The sequence below is a fragment of the Paenibacillus sp. UNC451MF genome, from assembly GCF_000686845.1.
Taxonomy (GTDB): domain Bacteria; phylum Bacillota; class Bacilli; order Paenibacillales; family NBRC-103111; genus Paenibacillus_S.
In genome coordinates this window covers 195,549-214,133 of sequence record NZ_JMLS01000008.1, presented here as the reverse complement: position 1 = coordinate 214,133, position 18,585 = coordinate 195,549, and the positions used below count along the sequence as shown (strand labels likewise).

17 protein-coding genes are annotated in these 18,585 nt (G+C 47.6%); 8 read left to right on the top strand and 9 right to left on the bottom strand.

All coding sequences use genetic code 11. The features are described from left to right. Positions 1–84 precede the first annotated feature (84 nt). On the top strand, positions 85–987 hold the full coding sequence (locus tag BP97_RS0112040) for a LysR family transcriptional regulator (RefSeq protein WP_028549330.1): 903 nt from the start codon (positions 85–87) through the stop codon (positions 985–987). A 26-nt stretch (positions 988–1,013) separates the two neighbouring features. Here the strand turns inward: BP97_RS0112040 and BP97_RS0112035 are convergent, their stop codons facing one another. From BP97_RS0112035 to BP97_RS0112020, 4 genes are all read right to left on the bottom strand, one after another. Next, positions 1,014–1,550 (bottom strand): GrpB family protein, encoded by a 537-nt coding sequence (locus tag BP97_RS0112035; RefSeq protein WP_028549329.1) that lies wholly within the window; start codon positions 1,548–1,550, stop codon positions 1,014–1,016. Then, entirely contained in the window at positions 1,547–2,056 is a 510-nt protein-coding gene (locus BP97_RS0112030; RefSeq protein ID WP_028549328.1) for a GNAT family N-acetyltransferase, read from the bottom strand. The genes BP97_RS0112035 and BP97_RS0112030 overlap by 4 nt, the downstream gene beginning before the upstream one ends. Positions 2,057–2,217: 161 nt before the next feature. Beyond that, positions 2,218–3,015, bottom strand: a complete 798-nt coding sequence (locus tag BP97_RS0112025) for a carbon-nitrogen family hydrolase (protein WP_028549327.1) — start codon at positions 3,013–3,015, stop codon at positions 2,218–2,220. A gap of 60 nt (positions 3,016–3,075) precedes the next feature. Continuing rightward, complete coding sequence (locus BP97_RS0112020; protein ID WP_028549326.1) at positions 3,076–3,861, bottom strand: class I SAM-dependent methyltransferase; 786 nt, start codon at positions 3,859–3,861, stop codon at positions 3,076–3,078. Between the two features lie 199 nt (positions 3,862–4,060). Here BP97_RS0112020 and BP97_RS0112015 point away from each other — a divergent pair, with 199 nt between their 5' ends. The 7 genes from BP97_RS0112015 to mtnB all read left to right on the top strand — a co-directional run bounded on the left by BP97_RS0112015 (position 4,061) and on the right by mtnB (position 11,547). Continuing rightward, positions 4,061–5,266, top strand: coding sequence for a pyridoxal phosphate-dependent aminotransferase (locus tag BP97_RS0112015; RefSeq protein WP_028549325.1), 1,206 nt, complete (start codon positions 4,061–4,063; stop codon positions 5,264–5,266). Positions 5,267–5,632: 366 nt separating this feature from the next. Then, positions 5,633–6,748 carry a glutamate 5-kinase gene (gene proB / locus BP97_RS0112010; protein WP_028549324.1) on the top strand — a complete coding sequence of 372 codons (1,116 nt, stop codon included), beginning with the start codon at positions 5,633–5,635 and terminating at the stop codon, positions 6,746–6,748. A 38-nt stretch (positions 6,749–6,786) separates the two neighbouring features. Continuing rightward, entirely contained in the window at positions 6,787–8,055 is a 1,269-nt protein-coding gene (locus BP97_RS0112005; protein WP_028549323.1) for a glutamate-5-semialdehyde dehydrogenase, read from the top strand. A gap of 37 nt (positions 8,056–8,092) precedes the next feature. Then, on the top strand, positions 8,093–8,959 hold the full coding sequence (gene proC, locus BP97_RS0112000; RefSeq protein ID WP_028549322.1) for a pyrroline-5-carboxylate reductase: 867 nt from the start codon (positions 8,093–8,095) through the stop codon (positions 8,957–8,959). A gap of 19 nt (positions 8,960–8,978) precedes the next feature. Continuing rightward, on the top strand, positions 8,979–10,250 hold the full coding sequence (locus BP97_RS0111995) for a 2,3-diketo-5-methylthiopentyl-1-phosphate enolase (RefSeq protein WP_028549321.1): 1,272 nt from the start codon (positions 8,979–8,981) through the stop codon (positions 10,248–10,250). After that, entirely contained in the window at positions 10,247–10,909 is a 663-nt protein-coding gene (locus tag BP97_RS0111990) for a 2-hydroxy-3-keto-5-methylthiopentenyl-1-phosphate phosphatase (RefSeq protein ID WP_028549320.1), read from the top strand. Before BP97_RS0111995 ends, BP97_RS0111990 begins: the two co-directional genes overlap by 4 nt. Then, positions 10,906–11,547: a methylthioribulose 1-phosphate dehydratase gene (gene mtnB, locus BP97_RS0111985; protein ID WP_028549319.1), complete on the top strand. Its 642-nt coding sequence runs from the start codon at positions 10,906–10,908 to the stop codon at positions 11,545–11,547. The genes BP97_RS0111990 and mtnB overlap by 4 nt, the downstream gene beginning before the upstream one ends. Before the next feature lie 67 nt (positions 11,548–11,614). Here the strand turns inward: mtnB and BP97_RS38790 are convergent, their stop codons facing one another. From BP97_RS38790 to BP97_RS0111960, 5 genes are all read right to left on the bottom strand, one after another. Next, the gene (locus BP97_RS38790) at positions 11,615–12,403 is read right to left on the bottom strand and encodes a DL-endopeptidase inhibitor IseA family protein (protein WP_028549318.1); all 789 of its coding nucleotides are present in this window, start codon (positions 12,401–12,403) and stop codon (positions 11,615–11,617) included. A 170-nt stretch (positions 12,404–12,573) separates the two neighbouring features. Next, entirely contained in the window at positions 12,574–13,236 is a 663-nt protein-coding gene (gene pyrE / locus BP97_RS0111975; protein ID WP_028549317.1) for an orotate phosphoribosyltransferase, read from the bottom strand. A gap of 42 nt (positions 13,237–13,278) precedes the next feature. Continuing rightward, a complete protein-coding gene (pyrF, locus tag BP97_RS0111970) occupies positions 13,279–13,971 on the bottom strand; it encodes an orotidine-5'-phosphate decarboxylase (protein ID WP_036745775.1) in 693 nt (230 codons plus the stop codon). Positions 13,972–14,112: 141 nt separating this feature from the next. Further along, positions 14,113–17,328, bottom strand: a complete 3,216-nt coding sequence (carB, locus tag BP97_RS0111965) for a carbamoyl-phosphate synthase large subunit (RefSeq protein WP_028549315.1) — start codon at positions 17,326–17,328, stop codon at positions 14,113–14,115. Next, the gene (locus BP97_RS0111960; protein WP_028549314.1) at positions 17,315–18,502 is read right to left on the bottom strand and encodes a carbamoyl phosphate synthase small subunit; all 1,188 of its coding nucleotides are present in this window, start codon (positions 18,500–18,502) and stop codon (positions 17,315–17,317) included. The genes carB and BP97_RS0111960 overlap by 14 nt, the downstream gene beginning before the upstream one ends. Between the last annotated feature and the right edge of the window lie 83 nt (positions 18,503–18,585).

The window sequence follows — 18,585 nt, the reverse complement described above, 5'->3', positions numbered from 1 at the left end:
CCAAGATATAATATCTATAAGCTTGATAGGTATAAACTATCACATTGAAGTCGATAAAGTAAATAAAAAAGGAGACCTCTCCCTATGGAACTAAGACAGCTGCAGTACGCGCTGCAGATCGCTATAGAAAAAAACTTCTCCCGCGCAGCCGAAAAACTGCATATCGCTCAACCGTCGCTTAGTCAGCAATTATCCAAGCTGGAAAAAGAAATCGGCGTCCTTCTGTTTCAACGGACAACCAACTCGGTTGAGGTAACCTATGCCGGATCCCTGTTCGTCGAAAAGGCTCAGGCAATTCTTGATATGGTCGAGCAGCTGAAGCGTGAGATGGAAGACATCTCCCAAATGCGTAAGGGCAAGCTGATCGTAGGCAGCCTTCCGATTACAGGTGCTCATGTGCTGCCTCTTGTGCTCCCAGTCTTCCAGGCACGCTATCCGGAGATCGAGATCATGCTTGTCGAAGAAACGACCGCCAATTTGGAGCATCTCACGGCCAGCGGCCAAATCGACATCAGCTTGCTTTCCCTACCGCTAATGGATGAATCGCTAACCTACGAACCGCTAATCGAAGAGGAAATTATGCTCGCCCTGCCATCAAATCACCGTCTAGTCAAAGCTTCAGCGGACGGCAAGCAGACGATACAGATCGAAGAATTGGCAAGCGAGCCTTTTATCGCATTGAAAAAAGGCCAAGGCTTCCGGCAAATTGCAATAGAGCTATGCCTGAATGCGGGCTTTAAGCCGAACATCGTTTTCGAGAGCAGCAACATCGAAACGGTGCAATCTCTGGTCGGCGCCGGTATGGGTATTGCCTTCGTACCGCACATGATTACGCGAGGCGCATGGAGCGAGATGGCCCCGGCTTACTTCTCCTTATCCCAACATCCAACCCGTACGCTAGTTATCGCTTACCGCAAGGGACGCTACATATCCAAAGCTGTGGAAGCTTTCATGAGCACTTTCCGGGAAGTCGTTGAACAGCAGTAAATGAAATGGCTTACATTATATAGCAATCAAATGTTACCGGACTGACGCTGCTCTGCCCCCCATATGGCTGCCTTCTGTACGAGGCTCTCCAGCATCGACTGCTTCCCTTCTTGATATTGAAGAACGCTCTCAGGAAATTGCTTCGCTAACCGTAGCTTCAGCTGACCATAAGCCGCTGCATCCTGGGGGTGTTCCATCATATAAGCCTTGAAGTCCAAATGAGTAGCAGCGGAGGGATGACCCGCTTCGAATATATGAACGTGGTGTGTTCTTTCATCCCCGCCCTTAGTAAAGTACCGTCTGCCAACAATCCCGTTTTCACCTTTAGGAATGAAGCCCTCCTGTTGCATCGCCTCATTAAATGAAAGGACGCTCTCGATATCACGAACTTCTATTAATATATCAATAATAGGCTTGGCATAGCCGATACAGGGAACCGAGGTGCTTCCGATATGATGAATCCGAATCAGCTCCCTCCCAAAAATGCCAACCATAATCTCTTTTGCCTCAGCATACTTTGCGGCCCATTCTGGAGTCCAAACTGCCACTTCCGTTCTCCTCACTTATAACTCCTCCCTGGCATGCATGTGTAAAACGTAAATGAAGGAAGCTCTTGATGTTCCGTTTCCGTAATTTCACCATATGAGCATTCACCAATCACTTTACGCCAAAACCTTTCCGACACTACGTTTCTCTTCAGATAGGACAGACTCCATCTCCCTTGAAACTTGGAAAAAATCTGTTGTGCAGTCTGATAACCGATCCCCTTTTTCCGATAAGCCCGCATTATAAAAAATTCTGCGATCGAGTAACACGGAGTGCCATCCGGTAACGGCTCATGCTCACGCACCAGTGCAAAACCCGCTATTTTCCCTTCAACTTTCACGAAATAGGCGGAACGCCCTTCCTCCGTCCAGTAATTATCGATGTATTTATATCCATAAAGGCCATATGAATTAACATCAATATTATCTTCAAATTCACTCATATCATATTGGTAGAGCTCCATAATATGCCGAAGTACAGACTTTTCTTCATATGAAATAGGCTCTAGCTCCATGATTGTCATCTTGTTTTCCCCCTGACTGTGGCGTATCTACACCTACACCTACATTACACCTTCACAGCTCCAATTCCTTCGGAATATTTGGCTATAACCAAACTCTCATCACGACAGGTTTATCCGGAAAAATAAAAAAGCAGCCCTATGGCTGCTTTCATAAGCATATACTAGTATAATGCCGGCCGGCGATCCTCGAAAACCGGAATTTTGCTGCGAACCTGGCTCACAAGCTCGAGATCGATTTCAGTACGCAGGATGGCTTCGGATTCATTGCCCTCAACCAATATTTCCCCCCACGGATCGATGATCATCGAATGCCCAAAAAACTCAGTCGTACCGCTAATCCCTACACGGTTACAAGAAACGACGAACATTTGGTTCTCGATCGCTCTTGCGGTTAAAAGAGTACGCCAGTGATGCAAACGCGGATTAGGCCATTCGGCAGGCACGAACATGATTTGAGCTCCACCTAGAGCGAGCTTTCGGCTCAGCTCCGGGAAACGGATATCGTAGCAAATCATCATCCCGGCAGGTACACCGTCCAATTGAAGCTGCCCGATGCGTCCGCCTTCTTTTAAATACTTTTCCTCGTCCATCAAACGGAACAAGTGAATTTTGGAATAATCGGCTACCTGATTACCGTCCCGGTCAAAAGCGTAAATCGTGTTTAAGATGTCCTCGCCCTTCTTCTCGGCAATTGAACCGCCTATCACATTCACGTTATGCTTGCGGCTGAACTCCGATAGCATGGCAATCGTACGCTCGCCGTTATTGTCAGCTAGATCGTGGATTTGTTCCAGCGCATAGCCGGTATTCCACATTTCAGGAAATAAAATAACATCCGGCTTCGGTCCGCCTTCAACAGCTTCGTTAAGCATAGCCTCCAGCTTGGCGAAGTTGCGCTCTGGTTCACCAATTGCTACATCCATTTGCAGCAGAGCAATATTCCAACGTTTTTGAGTCATACCCTTCACCTTTCATCTTTGCTTAAGTACATTCTATCATAGACGAAGCTTGCCTGAACTTCAATGCTTCTTAGCGATCCAGATCGTCCAACGGTCCTTTTCAACTACGGGATCATTATCTTGGAAGCCAGTTTGCTTCTGAATATAGTCGGTTAGCCTGTTCAGCTCTTCATCCGTTAACTCATGCAGTATCGAGCGTCCCGTACGATGCTGTAAATCATCGCGATAGGCTGTGAAAGTATCGTAGTGCTGTCTGATTTCCCAAAGAGGAAACTCTTCAATCTCTCTGAAACCGGACTGGTTCAAGATTTGGATGACACGTTCAGCTGCATGTCTCCGTCCCGTTTCCTTCTCCTTTAATTGTGGGTACTGCTCAAATAAATACCCCCGCAGATGTTCCTTGTTCCCCTCAAGTAAGCAATCCTCTGGTGTACGATCTTGAACAATCAGAGTGCCCTCCTTCGATAGTATCCGGTTGGCTTCGTGAAAACAATCCTTCAATTCACTCTCTGTTAAATGATGGATTAAGGCCCGTTCCAAGATGAGGTCCACAGCTTCGTCAGCTAGTCCTGTCTCCAAAGCATTCCCTTGCTGAAAAGTCACCTCAGAACGATGAACGCTTGCAGCAGCCCCCTCCAGCATGGCTGAGGAAAAATCGATACCGACTACCGATGCTGCTCCTAGTTTGGCTAGAGCTTCCGTGTAGATTCCGCCCCCGCAGCCGATATCCGCCGCTCTAACTCCTTTGATATTCACTTCTCTTTCTATGAGCTGCTGCCAACCCAAATCGGCAGTTCGACCCGTATACATGGAACGATTATTTCGATCATGAAAATTCAACGGCATTTCGAATCCCTCCATAATTGTTTCATATAATGAAACTATATGCCGCAAGGTGAAACCTAATCCCTTATTCTACCACCTCCACTTTAAAAAGAAAAGTAAAACGATCGGTGTTCTATACACCGTTTTGGATTCATGATACATTAATGCTAGTCCGTTGGAACGACAATAATATAGAAAATATACATGGAGTGTGACCATAGTGAGTGCTTCTTCTTCATCCAACGTTTCTGCTTTTCCGATCCAGCCTGCTCAGCGTATGCAGGAGCTGCCCACACAATTTTTCGCTAAACTGGTTGGGAAAGCAAATTTGCAAATTGCCGCAGGACACGATGTCATTAATCTAGGCCAAGGCAATCCTGATCAGCCTACGCCATCCCATATTGTTAAAAAACTTCAGGAAGCGGCTGAAAATCCGCAATATCATCGCTACCCGCCGTTTAATGGCTACTTGTTTTTGAAGCAAGCCGTAGCTCAACGTTATAAGGAAGACTATGGAGTGGATCTCGATCCGGAAACCGAGGTCGCGATTCTTTTCGGCGGTAAAACGGGTCTGGTCGAAATCAGCCAATGTCTTCTAAATCCCGGGGATGTGTGCCTAGTGCCTGATCCAGGCTATCCAGATTACTGGTCGGGTGTCGCTTTGTCCGGAGCACGCATGTCGTTCATGCCGCTACGCGAATCGAATGCTTTCCTCCCTGATTACAGCTCAATTCCGGTAGACGATTTGAACAAAGCAAAGCTTATGTTCATCAATTATCCTAATAACCCGACAGCCGTTAACGCTCCGGCATCCTTTTATGAGGAAACAATCCGTTTCGCCGAGAAAAACGGTATCGTCGTAGCGAGCGATTTTGCCTATGGTGCTCTTGGCCTCGACGGGGAGAAGCCGATCAGCTTCCTTCAGCTGCCAGGCGCCAAAGAAGTCGGAGTCGAGTTCTACACCTTATCCAAGACGTACAATATGGCTGGCTGGAGAGTTGGCTTCGCACTTGGCAATAAAGAAATTGTTCGCTTGATCAATATGATACAAGACCACTATTACTGCAGCTTATTCGGAGGCATTCAAGAAGCTGCAGCGGCTGCCTTAACCGGACCGCAGGACTGTGTTAGCGATCTGCTTGCTATGTATCAAAGCCGTAGAGATGCTCTCTACTCCTCGCTTGATCAAATCGGCTGGAAAGCTACCCGTTCACAGGGCTCCTTCTTTACATGGCTCCCTGTACCGAAGGGTCATACGTCATCCTCCCTTGCTGACTTGCTTCTGGAGGAAGCCAAAATCGTCGTCGCCCCCGGGATCGGATTCGGTGAGAGCGGAGAAGGCTACGTTCGTCTTGGCTTACTAACACCAGAGGCCCGTTTGCAGGAGGCAGTAGAACGTATCGCCAAATTGAACTTGTTCGGGTAAGAGACAGGCTGATCAATCTTTACAAAACCATTCTCAGCATGCTATGCTAGAATGAATATTAAATTAAACGTGATGATGGGAATAGTAAGAAGTCCATTCACGCTCAGAGAGTAAATTCCACCGGCTGAGAGAATTTACCGTGAACACTATCCGAACCCGCCCCGGAACGGCCAACGATGAGTTGGACGGCTGTTGACCTTGCCGTTAATAAGGCTGTCAAAGTTGGATGTTTATCATCAATTAAGGTGGTACCGCGGAAGTTAAAAGCTTCCGTCCTTAGAGGACGGGAGCTTTTTGTGTTTTTATCTTTTCGAGAATCACAAGAAACTTGAGGATTGTATTCAGGTAGAAAGAAGTGATCCATCTATGCAGCAAACGATCGTAATCAAAATTGGCAGCAGCTCTCTCACATCCGATGAAGGAGGACTGAACCGTGAGAAAATAGTGTTTTTTTCCTCTGAGCTGTCACGTCTTCATCGACAAGGCTTCCAAGTACTGCTTGTAACCTCCGGAGCTGTAGCCGCAGGGTTTCGCGAGATGGGATACATAAGCCGTCCGAAGGTGCTGCATGAGAAGCAAGCCTCCGCTTCAGTCGGGCAAGCGCTGCTGATGCAAGCCTATCATGAGGCATTTGCCGCCCACGGTATTGGAGTAGCGCAGATCTTGCTCACCCGCTCCGATTTTTCCAATCGTCAGCGAATCCATAACGCCTCCATGACTATTGAAGAGCTGCTGCGCCATCGCATCATCCCCATCATTAACGAGAACGATACGGTAGTTGTCGACGAGCTTAAATTCGGGGATAACGATATGCTCTCCGCCTTGGTTGCGAATCTGGTTCGTGCGCGGCAGCTTGTCATCCTGACCGATATCGATGGACTGTACAGCGACAATCCGCGCAGCAATCCAAATGCCAAGAGACTCGATCGCGTTACCGAAATTGGCGAAGATCTTTATCGGATCGCTGGAGGCTCAGGTTCCTCCGTCGGTACCGGTGGCATGCGGTCCAAGATCGAAGCTGCGCGTATTGCCACGCGAGGAGGCATTCCTGTATTCATCGGGCGCGTTATTGAAGAAGGAGATCTGGCGGCAGCCGTCGAGGAGAACGGCCGCGGGACTTACTTCGTAACCAGCGCCCACAACCTGCCTATGAAAAAGCAATGGCTTGGCTTTCATTCCATGCCGCAGGGACGTATTACAGTGGATCAGGGAGCTGAAACCGCTCTTGTTGTCGGGGGCAGAAGCTTATTGCCTGCCGGCGTTAAGGAAGTGTCCGGCGACTTCCACCCCGGGGATGTCGTTGAGGTCGTCAATTTGGATCAGCAGACCATTGGTCGCGGAGTTGTCAATTATGCCAATTGGCAGCTGCAGGCTGTAGCCGGTCTTAGCACCGAAGAAGTTCAGAAACGGATTGAGGTTCATCGGATGGAAGTGATCCATCGCGATGAATGGATTACCTTATCTGTTCATAAACAGGTTTAACCTTGTAGAATCGTACTCGATATTAAGGAGGAAAGAATATGACAATTCAATCTGCAACAGCAAGTGAAGTCGTTCAAAAAGCGACGCTAGCTAAGCTTGCATCACCACAGCTAAGCTTATTAACAACAGATCAAAAGAACCGCGCGCTGCTCTTAATAGCTGATGCGCTTGTAGCTGAAGCACAATCCATAATCGAAGCTAATGCAACAGATTTGCGTGAAGGCAGACAAAACGGTACCAATGAGTCACTGCTAGATCGTATCGCTCTTAACGAGCAGCGCATAGATGGTATCGCCCAAGGCCTACGCGAGGTTGTCGAGTTAGAGGATCCTGTTGGTCATGTACTTGAGGAATTCACTCGTCCTAACGGACTGCATATCCGTAAAATCCGGGTTCCTATCGGCGTCATCGGCATCATCTACGAGGCCCGCCCGAATGTTACCGTGGACGCAGCGGGTCTTTGTCTTAAGACTGGCAACGCCGTAGTTCTGCGAGGTGGCTCGGCGGCACTGCACTCCAACAAGCGGATCGTAGAGATCATGCACGAAGCGCTCAGTCGTTCGGATGTTCCACCGAATGCCGTTCAGCTCATCCTCGATCCAAACCGTTCTTCGGTGGATGAAATGCTCAAGCTAAACGGCTTGTTGGATGTTCTTATTCCTAGGGGCGGTGCTTCCCTTATTCAGAACGTCGTCAAAAATGCTACTGTGCCTGTCATTGAAACAGGTGCCGGCATTTGTCATACTTATGTGGATGAAACCGCACAATATGATATGGCGCTAAATATTGCCCTTAATGCCAAAGTACAGCGTCCTTCCGTATGTAACTCTATGGAAACATTGCTCATTCACGAGAGCTTTGCTCAGAAGCACCTCGCTTCTATTGCGGAGCAATTTGCAAATCAAAACGTTGAGCTTCGCGGCAGCGCATCCGCCCTACAGCTCGTATCCAGCATGAAATCCGCAGCCGACGAGGATTGGGATACCGAATATAATGATTACATCTTGAATGTACGCGTAGTCCAAGGAATTGACGAAGCGCTCGAGCACATTCGACTGCATGGAACGAAGCATTCTGAGTGCATCGTAACAGAAAACCTAGAGCATGCTTCCCGCTTCCTGAATGAAGTGGATGCTGCTGCCGTATACCACAATGCTTCGACACGTTTCACGGATGGCTTCGAATTCGGCTTCGGAGCGGAAATCGGCATCAGCACGCAAAAGCTTCACGCCCGTGGTCCTATGGGACTTCCTGAGCTGACCTCCAGCAAATATCGCATTCAGGGCAGCGGACAAATTCGCGGCTAATTATAACAAACTTCCTTAACAGAAGGAGACTTCCACTATGTCATTAACTAGCGCTAAAATTACTTTTATAGGTGCAGGCTCTATGGCAGAAGCGATCGTTCGCGGGTTAACCTCCCAGAAAGACGCCGATGCCTCCCGCATTACTATGATGAACAGACAAGATATGGATCGGCTTAAAAAGCTCCATGAAAGCTATGGAATCAGCTTTGCAACAGATAGCACTGACAAAAATCGTGCCACTACGGAAGCAGATGTTATCGTAGTCGCTTTCAAGCCGAAGGATGCAATTGATGGCCTGAAAGCACTAGCTCCACTGCTCAAGCCTTCCCAGCTGCTAGTTTCCGTTATCGCCGGGCTTTCGATAGCAACTATTGAAGCCGTACTCGGTTCACCCGGTCAAGCGATTGCCCGTACGATGCCCAATACATCCAGCTCCATTGGACTTGGGGCAACGGGAATTAGCTTCTCTTCCCAAGTGTCAAAAGCTCAGCAGCAGCTTGCTGTTGAAATGTTTGCTTCTACGGGTATCGTCTCTGTAGTCGATGAGTCGAAGCTTGACATTGTGACCGGAGTTTCCGGAAGCGGTCCGGCATACATCTATTACATGATGGAAGCAATGATCGAAGGTGGAATTCGGGGAGGGTTGTCCCCTGAAGCAGCAAGAGATCTTACAGTACAAACCGTTCTCGGGGCTGCCAATATGGTTAAGCTCACTGGAGAAGAACCGGCTGATTTGCGCCGTAAGGTCACTTCACCAAACGGAACTACTCAAGCCGCGCTTGAGACGCTCGATCAGCACGATTTCTCTACGGGCGTTGCCAAAGCCGTTCTGCGTGCCGCAGAACGCGCAGGCGAGCTTGGAGAAGCGATTACATCCCAGGCAGCAGCCGTTCAATCTAAATAAAAGTAGGTGTACCGTTGTGTTGAATTCATACTGTGTTGCAACATACCGCTGCTACGACGAAAAAGCCGATTTCGCCAAGAAAGCTCAAGGCATTGCTGTCGGCCTTACAGTTGGCAGCTGGACGGACTTGCCCGAAGCTAAAAAAGCTGAAATGGAACGTCACCTCGGCAAAGTCGTCGATGTTAAAGTACATGAACCCGGTCCCAACGCTCCTATCTCAGAGCGTTATGCCGATATTTCCATTGCTTATCCGGATGCCAACTTCAGCCAGGATATCCCTGCCCTGCTCGTTACAGTATTCGGTAAGCTGTCGATGGATGGACGTGTAAAGCTGATTGATCTATCCTTCTCTGAATCGTTCCTCTCTGCTTTTTCTGGTCCTAAATTCGGCATGTATGGCGTCCGCGATTTGCTGGGTGTTCATGACCGTCCTTTATTAATGAGTATTTTTAAATCCGTCATCGGACACGATTTGAGTACGCTGCGCGAGCAATTTTACTTGCAGGCTGCAAGCGGCGTCGATCTGGTAAAGGATGACGAGATTTTGTTCGAAAACCCGCTAACGCCGATTGAAAAACGGGTTGAGGCTTGCATCCAGGCTGCCCAGCAGGCGGAACGCGAAACCGGGCAAAAGCTTCTGTATGCAACGAACTTAACGGGACCGACCTTTAGTCTGCTGGATCAAGCCCGTAAAGCCATTAATGCAGGAGCTAATGCGCTGCTGTTCAACGTGCTCTCTTACGGCTTCGATGTACTGAGCGAGCTTAGCCGTCATCCTGAGATCAATGTGCCGATTATGGCCCATCCCGCTATGGCAGGAGCCTTTTATCCGTCACCTCACTACGGTATTTCGGCCAATGTGCTGTTAGGTAAGCTGATGCGGCTTGCTGGAGCTGATCTAGTACTGTTCCCTTCCCCATACGGCTCCGTCGTCATGCCGAGAGAAGAGAACATGGCCATCAAAGAAGTGCTGTTGACTCAGCAAGCATCCGATTACGTATACAGCGCTGATGGTTCTGCCAATGGATCTTTGAGCTTAAAGACCAGCTTCCCAGTACCGTCCGCAGGGATTCATCCAGGTCTCGTGCCTTTAATTCTCAAGGATTTCGGCGAGCAAGTCATCGTTAACGCGGGCGGTGGGATTCACGGGCATCCTATGGGTACAATTGCCGGAGGACAAGCCTTCCGTCAAGCCATTGCTGCCTGCCAAGCTGGAGTGCCGCTCCGAACTTATGCTGAGAATCATCCTGAACTGAAGGCAGCTATAGATGCCTGGGGGATAAAAGAATGAGTAAGAAAACAGTCATCTTTTGCGATTTTGACGGCACCATCACCGTTAACGACAATATCGTCGCCATCATGAAGCATTTTCAGCCGCCAGGTTGGGATCAACTTGTAGAGCAAGTTCTCTCGAAGTCCATCTCGATTCGCGAAGGTGTTGGCAAGATGTTCGCATTGTTACCGACCTCTCGTAAACAGGAGGTTGTTGATTACGCCATTAATAATGTCGTCATACGACCTGGATTTAAGGAACTGCTTGAACACTGCAAACAGAATGACATCGAATTTTTCGTAACAAGTGGAGGAATCGACTTTTTTGTTTATCCGGTCCTATCCGCTTTCTCCATTCCAACCGATCATATTTATTGCAATGGCAGCGATTTTAGCGGAAGCCATATCGAGATTTTATGGCCCCATTCCTGCGATGATCAATGTCACAATGATTGCGGAATGTGTAAAACAGCGATCATCCGCGGATACTCTTCGGACAAGTACCACCGTGTTCTGATCGGAGATAGCGTTACCGACTTTGAAGGCGCCAAACTGGTCGACACCGTATTTGCACGTTCCATTCTTGTAGATTTGTGCAGAGACCTCGGTCTGAACTATTACGCATTTAACGACTTTCACGACATTATTAAGCAGCTTGAGGAGTTGAAAGTAAAGTGAGCGCTACCTTGAAATTGGAAGAAAAGCAGCAGGCATTTGCCGAGCTGAAAGAAGTTAAAACGATTTTGGCGGCTAAAGGCTGGTTTCCTGCAACTAGCGGCAACCTGTCCATCCGTGTAGGCGACTTTACGCCGGACCAGTTTACTTTTGCTATCACAGCGAGTGGCAAAGATAAGTCCGTCAATACACCGTCAGACTTTCTGCTGGTAAATGAAAAAGGACAGCCAACCGATGCGACAGGTCTTAAGCCTTCCGCTGAAACTCTGATCCATTGCGAAATCTACAAAGCAACCGGCTGCGGAGCTATTTTTCACGTCCATACCGTGTTCAATAACTTGGTATCCGAGCTGTTCTGGGAACGCAAATCCATTCCTGTAGAAGGCGTGGAGCTGATCAAGGCGTTCAACATATGGGAGGAAGACGCAAAGATTGAAGTCCCTATCCTTCCGAACTATGCAGACATTCCTAAAATTGCAGAATTGGTTCAAGATGCTATCGTCCCTCGGGTACCAGGGATTATGCTGCGCAAGCACGGGATTTATGCTTGGGGAGCTAACGCTTTTGAGGCTAAGCGCAATCTAGAGGCATTCGAATATTTATTCGAATATGTGTATCGTTGGGAGCTTTTGAAAAAATAAATATTTAAAAAAGCGGCTTTGCCCCTTTCGGGCATTGCCGCTTTTATTTTAACCAGACCTTACCCAATTATCTTGCATGAGACATTCTCCAGCCTTGACCTTGGACATATTCGTAATTAAGCTTACTTATCATTGACTTGTCTCCATCAACAGGAACTTCGAATCCCTCGCTCACAGGTACGGCAACTTCAACCTCTGCCGTAAGCCCTTTTTGCTGTTTTTCTTGAATTTCTGCACGGCTCCAATCATAGATCGTTCCTCCGTCAGCAATCTGTTGAGCTAATCTTCCGTTGATCTCAATGAACTTAAGCTGCTCCATAAAGTTTGCTGTAAAAGCCGGGGTAAACACTTCCTCCAAATATTGCTTCACATCACTCTTCGTCTTAAATCCACAGGAATAACTACGGAAATATGGATCATTGGGTATGGCCTCATATTGACAGGAAGATTTCCCATCTATGGTTCCTCCTCCGCTCACCTTCATTGCTCTGTTGGATTTGGATAATAGCTCCATAGCTTGTTGATCCGACAAATATTCCGCTTTGTGATTTCCTTCGGGTGCTCTGCCAATATAAATACTGTTAGATGCCTGATCCCAGTTCACCGTCTGCTTCAATGCCTCAGCTACCGCTCTTACGGGCAAATACGTCGTACCATCGTATATAAAAGGCTCTACAACAACACCATCGGAGTCCTTTGGTATGATTTGCTGTCCATTTACATAAAGCTTAATATTGCTGTAGGCTGCTGAAATCGTCTGGGTAACCGGTCCTGCATACGCGGATGTTGACAGAAGTACTATACTTGCCACCGCTGTACCTAATAAAAAACCTTTCAACTTGTCGCTTGAAAACATAGCCATCCTCCCTCAATGTGTTAATAATAAACCACTTTCCTATTTATACCATTCATTATAAATACCAACCGTCGGTTTGTAAATGTTGACAAGTATTATGGCAACAACAAAAAACCTTCAATCTCCTCTCTTAAAGAAAGAAGGGTGAAGGTTGACTTCTAATGCTATGACTACGATTGTTTACCGTATTCGCTTGGGTTCAAGCGCCATGCTTTCAACAGTTCGATATCCTGCTGCTGAATGCTGCCTTGTTTTAACGCTACATCAACAAGGGTCGTATAGTTCGTCAATGTTTCAAAAGGAATACCTGCGCTTCCAAACGCCTCATTCGCTTTTTCAAATTGATAAGAGAAAATCCCCAACACACCCTGAGCATGCGCTCCTGCTTCATTTACAGCAAGTGCCACTTTCAGCGAGCTGCCTCCGGTAGAGATCAAGTCTTCAATAACGACTGTCTTTTGACCTGGACGGATAACCCCTTCGATCAAATTCTCTTTTCCGTGCCCTTTCGCTTTATCCCTAACGTATACCATAGGAAGATTCAGCTTTTGAGCTACCCAAGCCGCATGCGGAATACCACCTGTCGCTGCTCCAGCGATCACTTCAACATCAGGGAAGTTCTCACGTATTAAGGCGATAAAGCCTTCAGCGATCAGCTCACGAATTTCAGGATAAGAAATCGTTAAACGGTTGTCGCAATAAATAGGTGATTTCATACCGGAAGCCCAAGTGAAAGGCTGGTTTGGACGAAGGGTAACGGCTTTTATACGGAGAAGAGCATCTGCTATCTGTTCTGCTAATAATGTATTGGTTCTAATCGTATTTGTACTCATATATGGCAAGTCTCCTTTATTAGCGTTTTGTTGAAATGATTGCTATTGACTAACGGATTGAATGATCGCTTCCAGAGCGCTCCTAGGATCCTCTGCTGCTGTTATCGGACGTCCAATAACTACGAAGTCCGTTCCTTGTGCAAAAGCTTCTGCAGGAGTCATTACGCGCGATTGATCGCCTATAGCAGCTCCAGCAGGACGAATGCCCGGAGTCACAGTAACGAATTCGGTACCGCAGGCCTCTTTAATCCTCGTAACTTCTAGCGGCGAAGCAACAACCCCATGCAAACCTGCACTTTGAGCCAGTTGAGCATAACGAATAACGGCTTCTTCTACGCTGCCCGCTATACCAATCTCTTCGTTCATCACTGCTAGACTGGTGCTTGTCAGTTGGGTTACACCGATGACGATAGGTTTGCTAGTGCCACCATTGAGCGCTTTATCCACGCCCTCAAGTGCCGCCTCCATCATTTGTTTGCCTCCTGCAGCATGGACGTTGAACATATCAACTCCAAGGCGAGTCACACTCTCGGATCCACCTTTAACCGTATTAGGAATATCGTGCATTTTTACATCTAAAAACACTTTGTAGCCCTGCTCCTTCAAGCTTGCTACAAATTGTGGTCCTGCACTATAAAACAGCTGCATTCCCACTTTCATATAACATGGAATACCTTTTAAAGCTTCGATCAGCTGCCGAGCTTCAGCCGCGCCAGGATAATCCAGCGCTACCATAATTCTTTCCGCTACATTCGTTTGTACTGGCACGTCATTTGCCTCCCTATTGGTTTTGGCGCCTGTGAACACCTAATCAAGGGATTAGCACAGCATCCCGCTATGTCGCCCGGGCCACTGTGCTAATCATTTAGTTATCTATTATGCGTGGTGAGCAGGCATCGGTCTCGATTGGAAGTTAATCGCTTCAAGCATATGCCACAATGCTCTTACCGTATCGAGTGAAGTCATGCAGACAACTCCGTTCTCAACAGCTTCACGGCGGATACGGAATCCGTCACGCTCAGGCGTTTTACCTTTAGTCAATGTATTGACGACAAAGTGGGCTTCACCGTTGCGAATCAAATCGAGAATGTTTGGAGAACCTTCGCTCAGCTTGTTCACATGTGTTACATGCAGACCTGCTTCTTCAAGAGCCTTAGCTGTTCCGCCTGTAGCGACGATTTTATAGCCAAGATTATAGAAGCCAGTCAAAATCTCAATTGCTTCCTCTTTATCTTTATCGGCTACAGTAGCAATGATTGCGCCTGTCGGCGGAATTTTCATTCCGGAGCCAATCAAACCTTTATAAAGAGCTTTTGCGAATGTATGATCGCGTCCCATAACTTCACCTGTGGACTTCATTTCAGGTCCCAGCGTCGTATCTACACGGCGTAGTTTAGCAAATGAGAATACAGGAACTTTGACAGATACATAATCGTCTTCAGGCCACAATCCGGTTTCGTAACCAAGATCAGCAAGCTTCTCACCCATGATAAGGCGTGTTGCCAAGTTAGCCATCGGAATTTTTGTTACTTTACTCAAGAAAGGAACCGTTCTGGAAGAACGCGGATTCACTTCAATTACATAAGCTTGGTCTTGATAAATGACGAACTGGATGTTAACCAGACCTACTACTTCAAGCCCTCTAGCAATTTTAGTCGTGATGTCGATAATTTGCTGCTTGATCTCTTCAGAGATCGTTTGCGGCGGATATACTGCTATGGAGTCGCCGGAGTGAACGCCTGCTCGCTCAACATGCTCCATAATGCCTGGGATCAATACGGTTTCCTTATCGCAGATCGCGTCAACCTCTACCTCTTTACCCAGCATATAACGGTCAATCAGTACCGGATGCTCCGGATTGATTTTCACGGCATATTCCATGTAGCTCAGCAAATCTTCGTCGGAATATACGATTTCCATCGCGCGACCACCCAATACGTAGGACGGACGAACGAGTACCGGGTAACCGAACTTGGAAGCCATGCCTACTGCTTGGTCTACCGAAGTTACAGTACCGCCAGGAGGTTGTGCAATGTCCAAGCCGCGAAGAAGGGCTTCGAACTTTTTGCGGTCTTCGGCAGCATCGATGTTTTCCAGATCGGTTCCTAAGATTTTTACGCCCGCTTTAGCCAAAGGAGCAGCCAAGTTGATAGCAGTTTGTCCACCGAATTGAACGATAACGCCGATCGGCTTTTCACGCTCGATTACGTTCATGACATCTTCGAAGAACAGAGGCTCGAAGTACAGACGGTCGGATGTATTAAAGTCTGTCGAAACCGTCTCAGGATTGTTATTAATAATGACAGCTTCATAGCCAGCAGCCTGAATTGCCCATACCGCATGTACTGTCGAGTAGTCAAACTCGATACCTTGTCCGATACGGATAGGACCAGAGCCTAGAACAACTACTTTTTCCTTAGTTGTTTCTTTCACTTCATCTTCTGTCTCATAAGTCGAGTAGTAGTAAGGAGTCGTAGCTTCAAACTCAGCTGCGCAAGTGTCAACCATTTTGTAGACCGGCTTCAGGTTCAAGCTCAGGCGATAAGAGCGAATGTCCGCTTCCTGTGTGAAGTTTAATCCTTTATCCGCATTACGGCGAACTTCAGCAATGGCACGATCTGTGAAGCCTTTGCGCTTCGCTTCGTACAGCAGCTCTTGCGTCAATTCAGGTTGAGCCAGCTGCTCTTCGAATTGAATAAGTCCTTCGAGCTTGCTAAGGAACCACCAGTCAATCTTAGTCAAATCTTGAATTTGCTGAAGTGTATAACCGCGGCGGTATGCTTCTGCGATTAAGAACATGCGCTCGTCATCCGGTTTGATCAGACGCGCTTCCAGCGTTTCTTTATCTAATAAGTCCGTTTCTTTTAAGTACAGGCGGTGAACACCGATTTCAAGCGAGCGGATCGCTTTATGGATCGATTCCTCGAACGTACGGCCAATGGCCATAACTTCTCCGGTAGCTTTCATTTGCGTACCCAGCTTACGGTTCGCCGCAGTAAATTTATCGAAAGGCCAGCGAGGAATTTTCGATACGATGTAATCCAGTGTAGGCTCAAAGCAAGCGTAGGTTTGGCCTGTAACCGGGTTAATGATTTCATCCAATGTGTAACCGATAGCGATTTTAGCAGCCATTTTAGCAATTGGATAACCAGTTGCTTTGGAAGCCAGAGCCGAAGAGCGGCTTACACGAGGGTTAACTTCAATGACGTAGTATTGGTAGCTGAATGGATCCAGCGCAAATTGTACGTTACATCCGCCCTCGATGTTCAAGGCGCGAATAATTTTGAGTGAAGCGGAACGAAGCATTTGGTATTCACGGTCGGACAACGTTTGGCTAGGTGCCACAACGATACTGTCTCCTGTGTGAACGCCAACCGGATCGAAGTTTTCCATGTTACAAACAACGATACAGTTATCGTTGGCATCACGCATAACCTCATACTCGACTTCTTTCATGCCTGCAATGCTCTTCTCGATCAAGCACTGCCCGATTGGGCTGTAACGAATACCGGACGCTACTGTCTCCAGCAGTTCCTCTTCGTTTGCGCAGATACCGCCGCCAGTACCACCCAATGTGTAAGCAGGACGTACGATAATCGGATAACCGATCTCATTAGCAAAGTCAACAGCCTCTTGAATCGTAGTAACGATCGTGCTGTCCGGAACCGGCTGCTCCAGCTCTCTCATCAAGTCACGGAACAAGTCACGGTCTTCCGCTTTCTCGATTGCAGTCAATTGCGTACCAAGCAGTTTCACATTTTCGCGTTCCAATACTCCTGCACGCGCTAACTCAACCGCCATGTTCAAGCCTGTTTGGCCGCCAAGCGTAGGCAGCAAACCATCAGGACGTTCTTGACGAATAATTTGTGTTACGAAATCAAGTGTAATTGGCTCGATATACACTTTATCCGCCATATTTGTGTCGGTCATGATCGTAGCCGGGTTGCTGTTGATCAATACGACCTCCATTCCTTCTTCTTTCAAGGCCTGGCAAGCCTGTGTACCAGCATAGTCAAACTCAGCCGCTTGACCGATAACGATTGGACCTGAACCGATAACGAGTATTTTTTTCAAGCTATTATTTTTTGGCATAGTGCAATTCTCCTTTCGATGCAGGGGCAGCGGAGCCCGCAGGTTGAGCGCCAAGCTTGGAAGCTGCCGAAATTTGCGCTTGTCTTGGCAATTGCGGCTTCGATGTTTTGAAGTCACGAATCATTTGAACGAAGTCATCGAACAAGTAGCTGGAGTCGTAAGGACCCGGTGCCGCTTCCGGATGGTATTGCACCGAGAACGCCGCATGCTTCTTATGTTTTAAGCCTTCGATAGTGTGGTCATTGTTGTTAATATGTGTAACTTCCAACTCTGTGTTAGCGATGGACTCTTCTTTAACCGTATAACCGTGGTTTTGTGATGTAATGTAGCAGCGGTTAGTCTTAAGATCTTTTACAGGGTGGTTACCACCGCGGTGACCGAACTTAAGCTTTTCTGTATCTGCACCACACGCAAGTGCAAGCAGTTGGTGTCCCAAGCAAATTCCGAAGATAGGGAACTCTCCGAGAATTTCGGAAATCATTTTTGCAGCATGTGGCACATCTTTCGGGTCCCCAGGGCCGTTGGACAGCATAATGCCGTCTGGAGCCAAGCGACGGATTTGATCCGCTGTAGCGTCTTGAGGTACTACAACTACGTCGCAGCCGCGGCTCGTCAGATCGCGAATAATCCCGCTTTTCGCACCGAAATCAACAACTACAACGCGCTCTTTGGAGCCTGGGCAGCCGAATACGCTCTTCGTTGAAACACGAGCTACTTGATCTGTCATCAGCGGAGTTGCCTTCAATTGCTCCAGCAGCTCGGCAGCCGATTTATTGGAAGTTGTAAGCAAGCCTTTCATTACCCCGTGGTGGCGGATAAGACGAGTCAGCATCCGTGTATCTACACCGCTGATTCCAAGAATGCCGTACTCCTTCAGCAAGCTGTCAACCGAGTACTCTGCTCTCCAGTTACTTGGAACTGTTTCATGCTCGCGCACAACAAAGCCGTGAACGAACGGGCGAATGGACTCGAAATCATCCCGTGTAATCCCGTAGTTTCCGATAAGCGGATAAGTCATCGTTACGATTTGTCCGCAATATGATGGGTCCGAAAGAACCTCTTGATATCCTGTAATCCCTGTATTAAAAACGACCTCACCTGTCGATTCGCCTTCACTACCAAATGCTTTACCGGTAAAAATCGTACCGTCTTCCAATACCAATCTTGCCTGCATCGTCTTCAACTCCTTCTCAGTGTAAAGAATCCTATATGTTAAAAATGAACGATGAATTACTTAAGTACTTTGGTAGCATCTCT

What these genes read in the sequence shown, in the direction of transcription:
- BP97_RS0112040 (WP_028549330.1), top strand. Translation starts at nt 85, where the DNA reads ATGGAACTAAGACAGCTGCAGTACGCGCTGCAGATCGCTATAGAAAAA.
- BP97_RS0112030 (WP_028549328.1), bottom strand. Translation starts at nt 2,056, where the DNA reads ATGACAATCATGGAGCTAGAGCCTATTTCATATGAAGAAAAGTCTGTA.
- BP97_RS0112025 (WP_028549327.1), bottom strand. Translation starts at nt 3,015, where the DNA reads ATGACTCAAAAACGTTGGAATATTGCTCTGCTGCAAATGGATGTAGCA.
- BP97_RS0112020 (WP_028549326.1), bottom strand. Translation starts at nt 3,861, where the DNA reads ATGCCGTTGAATTTTCATGATCGAAATAATCGTTCCATGTATACGGGT.
- proB (WP_028549324.1), top strand. Translation starts at nt 5,633, where the DNA reads ATGCAGCAAACGATCGTAATCAAAATTGGCAGCAGCTCTCTCACATCC.
- BP97_RS0112005 (WP_028549323.1), top strand. Translation starts at nt 6,787, where the DNA reads ATGACAATTCAATCTGCAACAGCAAGTGAAGTCGTTCAAAAAGCGACG.
- proC (WP_028549322.1), top strand. Translation starts at nt 8,093, where the DNA reads ATGTCATTAACTAGCGCTAAAATTACTTTTATAGGTGCAGGCTCTATG.
- BP97_RS0111990 (WP_028549320.1), top strand. Translation starts at nt 10,247, where the DNA reads ATGAGTAAGAAAACAGTCATCTTTTGCGATTTTGACGGCACCATCACC.
- BP97_RS38790 (WP_028549318.1), bottom strand. Translation starts at nt 12,403, where the DNA reads ATGTTTTCAAGCGACAAGTTGAAAGGTTTTTTATTAGGTACAGCGGTG.
- pyrE (WP_028549317.1), bottom strand. Translation starts at nt 13,236, where the DNA reads ATGAGTACAAATACGATTAGAACCAATACATTATTAGCAGAACAGATA.
- pyrF (WP_036745775.1), bottom strand. Translation starts at nt 13,971, where the DNA reads ATGGTAGCGCTGGATTATCCTGGCGCGGCTGAAGCTCGGCAGCTGATC.
- carB (WP_028549315.1), bottom strand. Translation starts at nt 17,328, where the DNA reads ATGCCAAAAAATAATAGCTTGAAAAAAATACTCGTTATCGGTTCAGGT.
- BP97_RS0111960 (WP_028549314.1), bottom strand. Translation starts at nt 18,502, where the DNA reads ATGCAGGCAAGATTGGTATTGGAAGACGGTACGATTTTTACCGGTAAA.